This is a genomic window from Streptomyces sp. NPDC056480, from assembly GCF_042795405.1.
Taxonomy (GTDB): Bacteria; Actinomycetota; Actinomycetes; order Streptomycetales; family Streptomycetaceae; genus Streptomyces.
In genome coordinates, this window is record NZ_JBHTSA010000015.1 from 20,702 (window position 1) to 34,790 (window position 14,089).

Sequence of the window (14,089 nt, forward strand, 5' to 3'; positions counted from 1 at the left end):
CGCCCTACCCCGCGCCACCACCCACCAACTCACCCTCATCCCCAGCCAGCAGTACATGTTCTTCCTCGCCCGAGGACTCGCCGACTTCCACTACGCACTCACCCGCGACGGCCAACTCACCATCCCCACCGACTGCAACACCTTCGCCGACATCACCGACCGCACCCTCACCATCCGCGGATTCAAAGTCACTCTCGACGCCCGAGCGCTCTCGCACGACCTCACCCCGGAGCTACTGGGCTGGACCGCGGGAGCCCTGCCGCGCGCGAGCACCCACCAACTCACCCTCATCCCCAGCCAGCAATACATGTTCTTCCTCGCCCGAGGACTCGCCGACTTCCACTACGCCCTCACCCGCGACGGCCAACTCACCATCCCCCCCAAGTTCGCCGCCTTCGCGGAGTCCAGGAGCCGTACGCTCACCCTTCACGGGTTCACCGTCACCTTGAACGCGCGGGCGCTGTCCCATGACCTCACGCCCGAGTTGCTCGGCTGGACCGCCGGGGCTCTCTCTCGCGCCAGCACGCACGAGCTCACCCTCATCCCCAGCAAGCAGTACATGTTCTTCCTCGCCCGAGGTCTCGCCGACTTCCACTACGCCCTCACCGTCGACGGTCAGATCACCGTCGCTCCCCGGTTCTCCGGCTTCGCGACGGTCGCCTGGCGCACGCTGACCCTCCACGGGTACGAGATCACGGTCGACGGGCGGGCACTGTCGCATGACCTCATGCCGGAGTTGCTGGGGTGGACCGCGGGTGCTCTGTCGCGGGCCGGTGCCCATCGGCTGACCCTGATGCCTTCGGCGCAGTACCTCATGAGCGGCGCCGGAGTCGCGGGTGTTCAGGTCCTGTTCAGTGTCGGTACGGACGGCACGGTGGTGATCGCCGCCGGGCCCGACGGGCTGCTCATCTTCCTTTCCGGTGCCGCGGTGCCTCGGGAGAATCCCTTCGCGTTGCGTCGCGCGCTCGACGAGGCCCGGCTGGAGCACGACGCCAAGCAGGCCGACGTGGACGCGCGAGCGGTCACGCTCGCTCGCATCCTCACGTGGTCCGCCGGGCCGTTCCAGCCCTTCGAGCCGGGCCCCACGCCACGTGCGGTGGTGCGTTCCGCGGAGGAGAACCAGCAGGAGCGGCTGGCGGAACTCGAGGGGTTGCGGGCAGAGTTGGTGAGCACGGGTCAGCGGTTGGCCGCCGCCCTCGACGGGGAGGAGCCGCTCTTCGCCTCGGCGAACGCGGCTCCCATCGCCTTGTTGCCCGTTCGCATCGAGACGAAGTGGACGGACGACGCCCGTTCCCTCAAGGTGCGCGTCTATCCCGACGACATCCACATCGACGCGTTCGAACCGGCGCTGACCCCCGCCGAGCTGGAGGCCGCCCGCGTCTACTGGGCCGACCCCGGTGAGGCCGCCTGGCAGGTGCTCCTCGGCAAGCTCAGCGCGCCCAGGGCGGCGTGGGCGACCCGGGCCGCGCGACCGGGCGCTCCCCCGCCGCGGATGCGTGACCCGCGGCGGCGGCGTGCCCCGCGGGTGTCGACGCTGCCCGCACGCTGGCGCTTCCTGGGGCTGGTCGACGGGACGGTGGCGGTCGACAGGACGGGTGCCGACATTCCGGCCCCGCTGCCGCTCGGTCTGCTCGCGGCCGACGAGTCCGCGACCGATCACGAGCACGCGGAGTGGGCCATCGACTTCGACGCCGCTCTGGCGGCCGGGATGGGCACCGTGCTGACCCTGCCGGCGGAGTTCGACCATCTCGACGAGCTCTTCGTCATCGGGGTGAGCGAGCTGTCCCCCGAGGACGGGGCGGACGAGCTGCGCCGGTGTCTCCACGGTCACGCGTTCGGCGGCGGGTTCGGTTTCCTCGCCCCGGGGACTCCGACGAACAACACGCCCGAGACCACGTCGGCCTGGTCCTCGCGTCCCACCCCGATGCCTCCCGGTCCTCCCCCGGTCCTGGCGGCCCGTACCGACGCGTCCCGCCTGGCCAGGGCGCTGGGGCTGAGCGACGCGGGCTTCCTCGCGGAGTGCGCGGGCTCCGCGCACGACGGTGACGGCCCGGTCGCCGCGCTGTCGCTGCTGAGCTGGTGGTCGGTGCTGTACGAGATGCAGAGCGAGGCGGTCATGCCCGACTCGGGTGTGCCGCCCTCGGACGCCGAGCGCCGGGCCGCCCATGAGCGGTGGGTGGCGGTCAGGAACCACCTGGCGGATCACGTCCGCAGCCGCGGTCCGCTGCCGACCGTGCGTGTCGGGCGCCAGCCGTACGGGATCCTGCCGGTGACGGCACTCGACGAGTGGGTGCCGGACCGGGACGACGGCGTCGACGCGCTGCTGCTCCCCTGGCTGCAACGCCTGCGGCACCACTGGCGGGCCGCGCTCACACCGGGCTGGGTCCCGAGGGTGACCGACGGGACGCCGGCCGACTGGCTGGCCACGGACATCCTCACCCGGCTTCCCGTCTCCAACGACCTGGTGATCCGGCGCGAGTCCACGTCGAGGGGCGGGCGGGAGAGGTTCGACGCGATCCACAAGCGGGCCCCGAGCCCGGCGATCGCGCTCGCCGGCGTCCACTCGGGACTGCGCTGGACGGTTCCGTCGGAGGAGACCAGCAATCTCGCCTGGACGTCGAACACGACCGAGCCCGACTACCACCTCGTACCGGAGCGCCTCGCGCCGAACGCGGCCGAGTACGGCGTCCTGTTCGAAGACAGCCGGCGCCGGCTCGCCGACGCCGCGGCGTTCCTCCGCGGCGAGCTGACGCAGGAGCAGTATCTGGCGCGCTGGCCGATGACGAGTACCGGGGACCCCTCTCCCGAACGCCGGCCGACGATCTTCGGGCACTTCCGCTTCGGTACCCCCGAGCGGGCCACCGACCTCGTACCCCTGATGGTGAACGGCGACGGCAGGGACGTCTTCCTCACCCATGCCGACGGCTTCATCGGTGACGGCTTCGACCTCGCCTTCGACATCCCGAACGCCGTGGACCTGGCGATCCGGAAGCGCCTGCAGGAGGGCGCGGCGAGCGCGTCGGCGGCCGCGGTCCTGGAGCGCGCGCGTGAGGCGCTGCCGTCCGCGGGTGCGCTGACGAACGGTCTGCACGCGCTCGCCGGGGTGCCGGCGGACGGATTCCTGCCGCTGGCCTTCGAGCTCTTCGACGTCTGCTCGCACCGGTGGGACGCCTGGGCCACCTCCCTGGCCGCCAAGCGGCTGAGCGAGACCCGGACGGCGGGTACGTCCGGGATACGGCTCGGCGGATACGGCTGGGTGGAGAACCTCTACCCGGGTTCGGCGCTGCCGTCGGACGGGTTCATCCACGCCCCGTCCCTGCACCACGCGGCGACCGCGGCCGTGCTGCGGTCCGGGTTCCTCGCCCATCGCGACGCGGGGTCCCCGGACGCCGCGGAGGCGACCTCGCCGCTGGCCGTCGACCTGACCTCGCGCCGTGCGCGGACCGCCCGCTGGCTCCTCGGCGGGGTCAGGCGCGGCCAGAGTCTGGGCACGCTCCTCGGGTACCGCTTCGAGCGCGCGCTCCACGACGCGGGGCTCGATGTGCAGAAGGCCCCGTTCCGTCGTGCCTTCCCCGCGCCCGTGGCGCATGAGCCCACGGCGGGCGAGCCCGAGCCGGAGCTGTGGCAGCGCAGTGCCGAGGCGATCGCCGCGGGGAACGTCGTCGACGGCATCGCGCTCGCGCGGGCGGTCACGGCCGGCACTGTCGACACGGTGCTGGCCGGCCGGGGTCTGCCTCCGGCCGACCCCCGGGTCAGGCCCGCGCTCGACGACCTGGTGGACGCCCTCGACGCGGTGAGCGACCTGCTGCTGGCGGAGAGCGTGCACCAGCTCGTCGGTGGCAACCCGCTGCGGGCGGGTCTGTCCGCGGACTCCCTGGGCGCGGGTCGGCATGTGCCGGACCGGTTCGACTTCCTGCGCACTCCGCAGCGGGGCCGGGCCGTGACGCACCGGATCGCGGCCGTGCTGCCCCCCGCGTCCTCGCGGCCCGCCGGATGGGGAACGGACCCGTTCTCCGCGCTCGAACCCCGGGTGGACGCGTGGGTGGCCCATCTGCTCGGCCCCGCGGCCGGCTGGCGGCTGACGGGCGCCGCCAAGGCCGGGGAGGCCCCGCCGCGGCCCTTCGACGTGACCCTGGACGAGGTCGGCTTCAGCGCGCTGGGCCTGGTGCTCGACGTGGCGGGAAGCGTCCACCGCCGACTGCACCGCAGGATCGGCGAGCTCGCGGGAGTCCCGGGAGCCGCGGTCGGCATCCGTGAGGGATGGGACGAACTGCGCGCGGTCACCGGCCGGATCCAGGGCCTGCTGGTCGGCGCGGCACCGCTGCTCCCGGCCCATGTGCTCGACGAGGGGGACGCGCTCCCGGCACCCGACGTCGAGGACGTACGCGCACGGGTCGCCGGTTTCGTCACTGCGGTGACCGACCCGGAGCGGCGCCGGGCCCTGGGGATCGACGCCGATCCCGCGCGCCTGGCCGAGCTGTCAGGCGACGCGTCGAGCCCCGGCTGGCTGAGCGAGGCCACGCGCGTGCTCGCGGAGTTCCTCGGCAGCGGCGTGCCCCTCGCGCCGCCGCTCCCCGGGGTGTCCCTGCCGCCGTCCGCCCCCGGCGTGAGCGGCGCGGACGTGGCCGACTGGGTGCGCCGCTTCGGTTCGGTCCGGCCGACCGTACGGACCTGGTACGAGACGTTGCTGCTCGCGGAGACGCGCGCCGGCCGGCCGAGCCGTCTGACCGCCTCCCAGACTCCGGCGGGCGGCGGGTGGATCGGCGGCTCCTTCGAACCGCTCGCGCGACCGCCCGCCCGCCGCCATCTGGTCTGCCACACGCCCGTGGCCCCGACCGGCGCCCAGCGGCTCGCGGGCATCGTGTGCGACGAGTGGGTCGAGGTGCTGCCCGGGGCGGACGCCCTGGCCGCGAACAGGGCGGGGATCGACGGCTTCCCCGCCGAGTCGGAACTGACCGGCGTCTCGTTCCACTTCGACCGGCCGGACGCCAAGGCGCCGCACGCCGTCCTCGTCGCCGTACCGCCGCATCCGGTGCGCGGCTGGACGGCGGACGGCCTCGCGCTGGTGCTGCGCGACACCCTGGAGCTCGCCAAGATGCGCGCCGTCGACCTGGCCGACCTGCCCCTGCTCTCCGACGTGCTCCCCGGGATACGGGTGGGCGAGTTCGGGACGACGGCCCTGGCCTCCATGATCCGGGACCACTGGATCGAACTGGCTGAGGAGTGACCGATGCCTCGCAGGACCTTCGAGCACAGCGGATCCTTCCGGTTCCGTCTGGAACCCCTGTCCCGTACGAACGAGGTGGCCTCCGGGGTCTCGGCGCGGGTGCACGATCCGGCCTGGGCCCTCGCCCGCCAGTGGCAGTTCGGCGAGTTCGCCGGCCAGGACGCCGGCTCACCCGTCGTGGCCAGGATCGAGGGCCACAGCACCCTCGTGTCGGCGTGGCGCCCGGCGAGCGGCGACGGCGGCGTCGACCCGGCGGCGGTCGCCCCCTGGGTGCCGTACGACCCGGCGGCGGGCCCGCTCGACGCGGTGGTCGAGTCGGAGGACGGCACGGGCCCCGACGCGTACCAGCGGGTCGAGGGAGGGGCCCATTTCGTGCGTCTGCTGCACGAGGCCGGACTGTCGGCCAAGCTGCCCCAGGTGTTGGCCGAGTACCGCTTCGATCCGATGCCGGCCGGGACCGCGGGGCTGGTCGCCCTGCTCGCACCGCGGGTCCCCGACGCCCGCGAGCTGGCCGGGGATCTGACCGGCGGCGGTCTGCGGGTCCCGGGCCTCGCGGCCGTCGGAGGACGCTGGCTCGACTGGTGGCGCGAGGTCGCGCCCCCGGAGACACCCGGGACGGACGCGTTCGATCCGCACCGCTTCGAGTACCGCTCGGACTTCTCCTTCGGCGACCGGGTGCTGCACGCCGAGGAGTACCTCGGCGACGGCCTGGACTGGTACAGCGTCGATGTCGACCCGTCGGCCACGGCCGCGGCGCCGGCGCCCGTGCGTACCTTCGCCCAGGAGGTGATCCCGTCGACCGTGCGCTTCGGAGGGATCCCGGCGGACCGCTTCTGGGAGATGGAGGACGCGCAGATCGACCTGGGTGCGACGGACGTGTCGAGCCTGGACACCGGCCGGCTGCTGCTCATCTCGTTCGCCGAGGTCTACGGGAACGACTGGTTCCTGTTCCCTCTGGAGGTTCCGGTCGGCTCGATCACCACGCTCGACAGCATCGTGGTCACCGACTCCTTCAACGACACCCACACCGTCGAACGGGCCGGGCGCGACGATCCCCGCTGGAACGTCTTCACCCTCACCGGTTCCGACGACGGACTGCTGATGATGCCGTCCGGGCGGGGCGCCGTCGGCGAGTCCCTGGAGTCCGTGGCGCTCGCGCGGGACGAACTCGCCAACCTCGCCTGGGCCATCGAGAAGACGGTCACGCTCAGCGGCGAGCTCGTCGACCGCAGGGAGCGCTGGCTCCGTATCGCCCCCGAAGGGCCGCCGCCCGACGACATCGGCTCGTACGCCGTCCAGACCATCGTTCCGGACTACTGGCTCCCGCTCGTACCGCACGCCCTGAGCGAGCAGGCGATCCGGTTCGCGCTGGTTCCCCTGGTGCAGCCGGGCGCGGAGTCGAGGCCGATCGGCCGGCTGCTGCACCCGGACCACTGGGTGCACGAGGAGGAGGTGCCGCGCGAGGGCGCGCTGGTCGTACGGCGGCCGGTGCTGGCGCGGTGGTTCGACGGCTCCTGGCACGTGTGGGTACGGCGGGAGAAGAACCCGGGCGGCGGCGAGAGCTCCAGCGGTCTGCACTTCGACATCGTGCGGCCGTCGGAGACCTGGCCGTAAGCCCGTCGGAGACCTGGCCGCAAGCCGTTCGGAGACGTGGCCGCAAGTCCGTGTCAGGCCCCCTGGCCGTGAGCCAGGGGGCCTGACACCGGGCGCGGGCGCAGGGGCCTGACACCGGGCACGGGGGGCAGTCGCTACCCCGTCATCTTCTTCGCCGAGAACGCCACCTGGAACGGTCGCTGGAACAGGATCCGCGCGAAGTCGGCGGCGTCGAGACCGTCCCACCGGGGCGGGTCAAGCGGCGTGGCGATCGTCGGCGGCAGTCCGTCGACCACGCGCGGTACGACGAAGCCGTTCACCTTCGGCACCTTGTCCCACGTCAGGTCGGGCCAGGAGGCGAACGGCGGTGAGTCGTCCGTCGGCTTGTCGAAGCCGAACTGCGCGGCGCGCATGGGTTCGCGTACGACGAACATCCAGTGCTCGGCGACGGCCTGGGCCGCGGTCAGGTCCTCGAAGCCGTAGAGGTTGGTGCGCTCGTCCACGGGCAGGACGAACCTCGGCTCCCGCCACTCGACCCCGGCGCCCTCCACGGTCCGGTTCACGGACTTCGCCGCGAGCACGATGGTGCCCGGATAGCGACGGAGCACCTCGGCGCGGACCAGGACGACCAGCAGCTTCGAGTCGGCGCTCGGGTCGTGGTCGCCGAGCTGGTCCGCGGGCCCCCACCGGGCGATCTCACCGTACCCGGGGGCGACGCCGCCGGGTGGCCAGAACCGCGAGAACGGGGTGCCCGCCTCGTCCGTGGGGTACTCCCGCCAGCGCAGCTCCCGGTTGAACTCCTGGTTCAGTCCGACCAGGAGGGCCTCCACGAACGCCGGATTGGGTTCGAGGAGGGCCGAGGAGTCGTCGGGGAAGTCCGTGATCCCCGGCACCGCCCATTCCGGCCAGCGGGCGAGCAGTTCGGCGGCGATCGGGAAGCCGAACTCCGGGTGCCGCATGAGCGGGCGCAGCGGACGCGGGTCGTCGGCGGTGCGGCCGGACATCACCGTCTCGCCGAGGAGCGTCGTCATGCGGTCCATGGTCCGCGGTACGGGGCGCACGCGCTTCCGGATGCGGCCGACGAGTTCGCCGCCGGTCATGCCGAGGCCGGTGTCGGCGAGGAGGGGTGCGGACTCGTCCTCGGCGCTGATCACTCGGCGGATTCCGCGCACGAGCACGGGCTGCGACGTGGTCCGCGGTCTGCGGTCGACCGCGACCTGCGTGGCCTGGTTGGAGAGGGCCGTCAGTCGGTCCCTGGGGTTGCCGAACTCGGGGAACATCCGCAGTCCGCCGCTGTCCGTCTCGAGGTAGTCGACCGACACCATCCACATCGTGTAGATGAACCGGCCGAGGGTCCGGGTCGAGAACGCGGCGGCCGGGTCGCCGAAGACCGTCTGCGGGGTCAGCGGACCCTGGACCGTCCCGGTGGCCGCCTGCAGGGCCTCTTCCTTCACGCCGGCGAGCCAGGTGACCGGCAGGCAGGTCCTGGTGGCGTCCATCGCCTCGCTGAGGAAGGCGGCGGTCGGCATCACGTCGCCGACGTCCAGTTTCGCCGTCGTCCGCCCGGTGCGGCGGCGGAGCGCCCCGCCGGGCCGGGTGAGCCGTACGAACGCCGTCGACGCCGCGCCCCGAGGGACCGCGGACGGGGCGAGGAGCGTCTCCACGGGTTCGGCTTCCCCGGCGGACCCGTCCACGGCGTCGCGGTAGAGCGTGGCGAGTTCCGTCAGCGCGGCCGTCTTCATCGTGCTCAGATGCTTGGCCTGGGCGGCCTCGGCGGCCGCGGCGGCGAGCTCTCCGGCGGCGAGTGCCTGGTTCGCCTCGTCGGCCTGGCCGATCTGCTCCCAGGCACGCGCCATCAGGAACTCCTGTTCCAGCTGGACGTACCGGGCTCCGATCGCCGCGGCGATCCGGTACTTCACCTGGATGTTCAGCTGGCGCATCCAGCCGCCCGGCGGCACCGTCTGCACGCCGCTGTGGTGGCTGCCGTAGAGGGGCGCCGCCACGGCCTTCTCGTCCCGGTCGGGCAGGGAGCCGACGTGGTCGGGCAGGCGTCGCGTCCCGGGGGCGTCGAGGTGGTCGACGACGAGTTCGCGGAACTTGTCCATGCTGGGCCGATGGGTCCACGTCTCGTCCGCGGTCTCGGTGCCGGGGAGGGTGAGGGCGCCGTGGACGGGGACGGTGACCTGGGCGGGGGCGATGCCCGCGAGGAGGTCGGCGTGCGGCCACGGGTGGCGGACGTCGACGGTGCGGGAGCCGAAGCCGAGGCCCGCGAGCGTGGCGGTCGGCACGGGATCGATCCTGCGGGCCAGGTCTTCGAAGGAGGTGCCCTCGGCCCCAGTGCGGAACCGCCACGCGTGGTAGACGGGCAGGGTGACCTGGTTCTGGCCGGGCGACCAGGCCGGCGCGCCGCCGTCCGCGGGCGCCGCTTCGTTCAGCCCGGCGGCGCGGCCGGCCTTCGTCGCGGGGACCACGCAGGCCAGCCAGCCGCGATCCGGGTCGAGCCGGCGCGGACAGACCAGGCGGGAGACCACGTCGTCGACACCGCTGCGTACGTCGCGGGCGACGGCGTCCTGCGGTGCCTCGCCGTCCTCGACCCGCGCTTCCACGTGCGCCCAGGCCCATGATTCGGCAAGGTCGGGAAGGGCGCTGCCGGGTGCCGTGACGACGGGCGAGAAGGGGCCGGGTGCCAGGTCGCCCTCGTCGTCGCGGAGCACGAGCAGCGTCAGCCAGGGCAGACGGCGAGTCGCCGGGAGGCTGAGCAGCCAGGGGAGGCTCGCGTCCGAGAACTCGACGTGCGCGAAGTACTCCGGCACCGCGTCCGTCGCGCCGTCGGGCGGCTCGCTGCGCACGACGACCGACCGGTCGAAGCCGAGGGCGTCGCCGGGGCCGAGCAGTTGGAGGCTGGGGCCCGGGCGGTCGGGGAACGTCTCGGCGGGGCTTCCGTCGACCGTTCTGGTGATCTCGACGGCCGGGGTGAACCGGGGCCGTGCGTCCTGGGCCGAGGTGGCGTCGGCCGAGGCTCCGAGTGCGACGGATGCGAGGAACCAGCGTCGGCTCATGTGTGGATCTCCACTCGTGTGGTCCCCATCGGCCGCTGGGCCGCCCGCCAGCGGTCGGCCCGCTCGGCGGCGCCCACGGGACGGGCGAAGCTCTCGAGGGCGAACAGACCGGCGCCGGGCAGGGGCTTGCCGTCGTCCGGCACCGCGAATCCGGTGAACCATTCGGGTTCGACCTTGTATCCGGTCTCGTAGCCGTCGTCGACGAGATGGCGCTCGCCGGGGCGGACGTCATCGCCGGCCAGCCGTACGCCGCTCGGCAGGTCCTCGAACGCGTTGCTCGTGAGCTGCTGCTCGTCGGTGAGGGCGAAGTACTCGCCGGGTACGAAGCGTTCGGTGACCGGCCCGAACGTGGGGAGTCGTGCGCCGGAGGCGCGTTCCACGGGGGTGAGCTGCCAGGACTGCGCGGGGACGCCGAGCCGGTGGAAGCGCTGGACGGGGGTGTCGAGCGGAACGACCCGCTGGCTCAGCCGGAAGGTCGCGTCGGGCAGGGCCACATCGCCCTTGGCCAGTGCCGCGTTCGCCCCTTCGGTGAAGCGGACGCCGGACCGCTGGGCCGCCGGGGGCTCCGCCGTCCAGGCGTCGGGCCGGGTGAGCGCGTCCCGCAGGAGCGGAAGGATGTCCTCGGCCTTCTGCGCGAGCGCCGGGTCGTCGCCCCAGCGCTCGTCGAAGTCGAGGGAGACGTCCCAGAAGAGCACGGAGATGCTTCCCGTGCCGAACGCGTGCCAGGGGGCGGGCCCCTCCAGGGTGAAGTCGAGGCCGACGCTGGCCAGTCGCTCTCCGAAGGCGAGCACGGCGACGCCGGCGAAGATGTGCACGGCGAACGACAGGGTCGGCTCCCACACGAAGAGGGCGTCGAGGCCGAGGTACCCCTCGACGCCGCATCCGGCGATCGTCGCGTCCAGGCTCAGCTGTGCGCCGAACTGCAGCGAGTTGGAGGTCAGCGCCAGATAGGCCTCCGCCCGCAGGCGCAGGACGGGCCCGCCGAGCTCCATCGCGAGCCGGCGCAGCGCGGGCACGCCCGGGGGGCGTACGAAGCGGGGGTGGAAGCCGCCCGCGGACAGGACGAACGCCGCGTCCCTGCCGCCGCGGAAGAGGAGGTAGCACTCGCCGCTGACCGGGGTGCCGACGATCGTGGAGCCGGTCAGTGTGGCGAGCAGTTCGACGGCCGGTACGGAGGGGTCGATCGAGCCGAAGACGTTGGCCTGGATCCGGACGAGCGGCAGGACGGGGTCGGGTACGGCGACGAGGAGCCGGCCCAGGAGCAGGGTGCGTACCGGTGCGGGCAGGTCCATGACGAGGGCGGCGGAGAGGCTGACGATGCGGCCGCCCCAGGTGATGCGGAGCATCGGTCCGACGACGAACCTGTCGCGGGCGACGGGGAAGCAGGCCTCCAGGGAGCCGGCGATCTCGTCGGCGCGTGCGACGACGTTGCCGGGGAAGAGGATCCGGTCGGCGTTTCCCGCGAGGACGAGGTCGCGCAGCCGGTTCTCGTCCACGCGTCGGTTGAGGCCCACCAGGCCGCCGACCGCGTCCAGGGCGAAGCCGAAGCCCAGCTGGATCCCGGGGTAGCCGAACTCCGCCCCGAGCAGGACCAGGAAGGACAACTGCTTTCCGTCGACGGGTAGTTGCAGCAGGCCGAAGGCCTGGACCCGTACGAAGCCGAGGTCGATGTCCAGGGCTCCCGCGTAGGCGCCGCCGCCGGGTGCGCCGCGCTGCTGGACCGCGCCGCCGCCGCCGACCGCGCCCAGTTGGAGCCCGAGGGCCATACCGGTGGGGAAGGCTGCCGCGATGCGGTCGGTGTCGATCCCGATGCCGTCGCCGAGGAGGTTGACCGGCACCTCCAGACCGAGTCCGTCGAGCGCCGCGGTCAGCGGCAGGACGGGCGGTTTCGCCAGCACGGAGAGGGTGGGCCTGAGCAGCAGTCCGTTCTCGTCCTGGTCCAGTTCCACCGCGAACGACCGTGTGGTGACGCCGGGCAGGCTGATGTTCACCGGCCGCTGGAGCCGCACACCGCCCTCCTTGAACCGGAGGCCGTCGGCCCGGCTGGCCTCGATCCGGAGGTCGGTCTTCTCCGTGGTGGCGCCTCCGCCGTCCCCGAGGAACGAGCCGAGCGCGGACGGGAGCACCGCGACCTGGAAGTCGTCGACCCCCAGGGTGGCGACGACGGGCGCGTCGGGCGTCACGGCGATGCCCACGGCGATGCCGTCCGTGGAGACGTGCGGGCCTTCGGCGGGGCCGCCGGTCAGCTCCCCCTGGCGGGTGGCGGTGATCGTCGCGGTGCCGGCCGGAGGGACCGGTGCGGAGCCGGGTGAGTAGGTCGCGTTCCAGAGCTGGTCGGACCGGACGTCGAGGGTCACCAGCCAGTCCGAGCCCGCGTCGCCGAGCGTGTGGTTGAAGGCGGCACCGGGGGCGACGACGACGTCGACGGTCGGTCCCTGGCCGTCCGGGCCCGGGGTGATCGCGAGGACGGCGCGTGAGCCGGTCGCTCCGAGGACGAGGGCCAGACCTCTGGTCGACCCGGGTGCGGGCGCCCGCTGCCACCCGTGTGCGTGGACGGGGCCCGTGTCCGAGGTGACGTCGCCGAACAGGTCGCGCAGCAGGCCGAGCAGCGCGTGCCCGTCCGGGAGGTCCGTGAGCGGTTCGAGGAGCCTGCCCTGCAGGCCCTCGCCCTCCCCGTCGAGGGCGCTGAGTCCGGCCAGCGGGTTCGCCAGGGAGCCGACGGCGTCGTCGGCGAGACCCCACAGCAGGGACGCCGCCTTCGTCAGGAGCGTGTTCGGGTCCATCGGTACGGACGCCTCCTTGCGGTCGGAGGCCGACGACGGCCACGACCGTCGGTGATCGCGAGGCTTCTCCCGGTGACGGCGACCCTGCGATGCGCGCGGCGGCAGGTGATCCGGCTCGACGCGACGGGGGAACCCCGGTTCTTCAACCGTAGGCCCGGCCAATGGAGATGGCGACTCCTGGCGGATCCGCCGGGCGATCGCTCGTACGGTCGATCCGGGGAACCGTGCGGGGAGGGCAGGCGTGTACACCCGAGAAACGGGGGAGGCCCCCGGTACGACGTCGGGGAGGCGGGTCGGTGGGCGGAGCGACGGTACTTGCGGAACGGATCGCCGAGCGGCGGGCCGGGCTCGGTGACCCCAGGGAACTGGTGGGGGAGCTGCGGCGCGCCCTCGTCCTCGTCCCGGTGGACTCCGGGGGTCTGTGGACGGCGGAGTTCGGCGGGGTGCGCTGGATCTGCGCCTTCACCGACGAGTCGGCGCTCGCCCGGTTCGCCCGGGCCCGGGACGCGGCCGGCGGGGACACCGGGCGCGAGGCGGGCGGTGCGTGGGAGTTCGCGGAGCTGCGCGGGGCGCGGCTGCTCGACGAGATCGTCCCCGCTCTGGGCGTCCCCGCCGGGGTGGCCGTCGACATCGCCGATCCTGAGGGGGCGATGGCCTTTCCGCCGGTCCGGGGCATCGTGCCCGACGACGTGGCGATCGATGCCCCGGACGGCCCGCCGACGCCCTCTCCGCCCGGCGGGCCGGCCGTGGCCTCGGGGCCGACCGCCGGCGGTGACGCCCGGTGAGCGGGGGCGGGCAGGAGAACCTGCGGTTCGACGCGGAGAGCATCAAGAAGATCACCGAGGGGATCCGCGCGGCCACGGCCGAGCTCCGGGACATCGGCACGGGCACGGGGGCCGTGCTCGGCAAGGGCTTCTCCGACCTCTCGATGACCGGCATGGAAGCCGGGCACCACGGTCTCTCGGTGGACTTCGAGGACTACTGCGAGCGCTGGGAATGGGGCGTACGGGCGCAGATCCAGGACGCCAACACCCTCGCCGCGGCGCTGGGCCTCGCCGCCGGACTCGTCTGGGAGGAGGACCAGTACCTCCAGGGCACCTTCAAGATCGCCGTGAACTCGGCCGTGGGCAACCCGCACGCCTCCGAGGCCGACATCGTCAAGCAGGACTGGGGCGACGTGTTCACCCCGGACTACCTGAACCCCGACTGGAGTCCCGAGTCCTTCCAGCGCGCCGGGGACGAGGCCGCTCAGACCTGGAAGGACACCGGGCGGGCGGTCCTCACGGAGGGTCAGGGCGGGAGCCGGGCGCGGATCCTCAACGAGCTCCTCGGGGTGGACCAGGGCGACTTCGACCGGGCCGTGGACGAGACGTTCGGTCCGTCCCCCGAACAGCGGGCGCAGCAGCAGGACACCGGGGGGAACTGAC

Annotated in this window: 6 protein-coding genes; 4 read left to right on the forward strand and 2 right to left on the reverse strand. The window is 73.3% G+C overall.

The window, feature by feature from the left end; all coding sequences use genetic code 11:
- Positions 1-55: 55 nt before the first annotated feature.
- Both ACFQ79_RS09755 and ACFQ79_RS09760 read left to right on the forward strand, forming a co-directional pair.
- Positions 56-5,227, forward strand: a complete 5,172-nt coding sequence (locus ACFQ79_RS09755) for a hypothetical protein (protein ID WP_383580813.1) — start codon at positions 56-58, stop codon at positions 5,225-5,227.
- 3 nt (positions 5,228-5,230) lie between these two features.
- Entirely contained in the window at positions 5,231-6,841 is a 1,611-nt protein-coding gene (locus ACFQ79_RS09760; RefSeq protein ID WP_383580815.1) for a hypothetical protein, read from the forward strand.
- Positions 6,842-6,975: 134 nt separating this feature from the next.
- On the opposite strand, the gene ACFQ79_RS09765 is transcribed toward ACFQ79_RS09760, so the two are convergent.
- Positions 6,976-9,879, reverse strand: a complete 2,904-nt coding sequence (locus ACFQ79_RS09765; protein WP_383580817.1) for a hypothetical protein — start codon at positions 9,877-9,879, stop codon at positions 6,976-6,978.
- Positions 9,876-12,662, reverse strand: a complete 2,787-nt coding sequence (locus ACFQ79_RS09770; protein ID WP_383580819.1) for a DUF6603 domain-containing protein — start codon at positions 12,660-12,662, stop codon at positions 9,876-9,878. The genes ACFQ79_RS09765 and ACFQ79_RS09770 overlap by 4 nt, the downstream gene beginning before the upstream one ends.
- 296 nt (positions 12,663-12,958) lie before the next feature.
- Here ACFQ79_RS09770 and ACFQ79_RS09775 point away from each other — a divergent pair, with 296 nt between their 5' ends.
- Both ACFQ79_RS09775 and ACFQ79_RS09780 read left to right on the forward strand, forming a co-directional pair.
- Positions 12,959-13,447, forward strand: coding sequence for a hypothetical protein (locus ACFQ79_RS09775; RefSeq protein WP_383580821.1), 489 nt, complete (start codon positions 12,959-12,961; stop codon positions 13,445-13,447).
- Positions 13,444-14,088, forward strand: coding sequence for a hypothetical protein (locus tag ACFQ79_RS09780; RefSeq protein WP_383580823.1), 645 nt, complete (start codon positions 13,444-13,446; stop codon positions 14,086-14,088). The genes ACFQ79_RS09775 and ACFQ79_RS09780 overlap by 4 nt, the downstream gene beginning before the upstream one ends.
- The last annotated feature ends 1 nt before the right edge of the window (position 14,089 follow it).

Bases quoted from the DNA above. Each gene is read 5' to 3' on its own strand.
- ACFQ79_RS09755 (WP_383580813.1), top strand. From the start codon at position 56: ATGTTCTTCCTCGCCCGAGGACTCGCCGACTTCCACTACGCACTCACC.
- ACFQ79_RS09760 (WP_383580815.1), top strand. From the start codon at position 5,231: ATGCCTCGCAGGACCTTCGAGCACAGCGGATCCTTCCGGTTCCGTCTG.
- ACFQ79_RS09765 (WP_383580817.1), bottom strand. From the start codon at position 9,879: ATGAGCCGACGCTGGTTCCTCGCATCCGTCGCACTCGGAGCCTCGGCC.
- ACFQ79_RS09770 (WP_383580819.1), bottom strand. From the start codon at position 12,662: ATGGACCCGAACACGCTCCTGACGAAGGCGGCGTCCCTGCTGTGGGGT.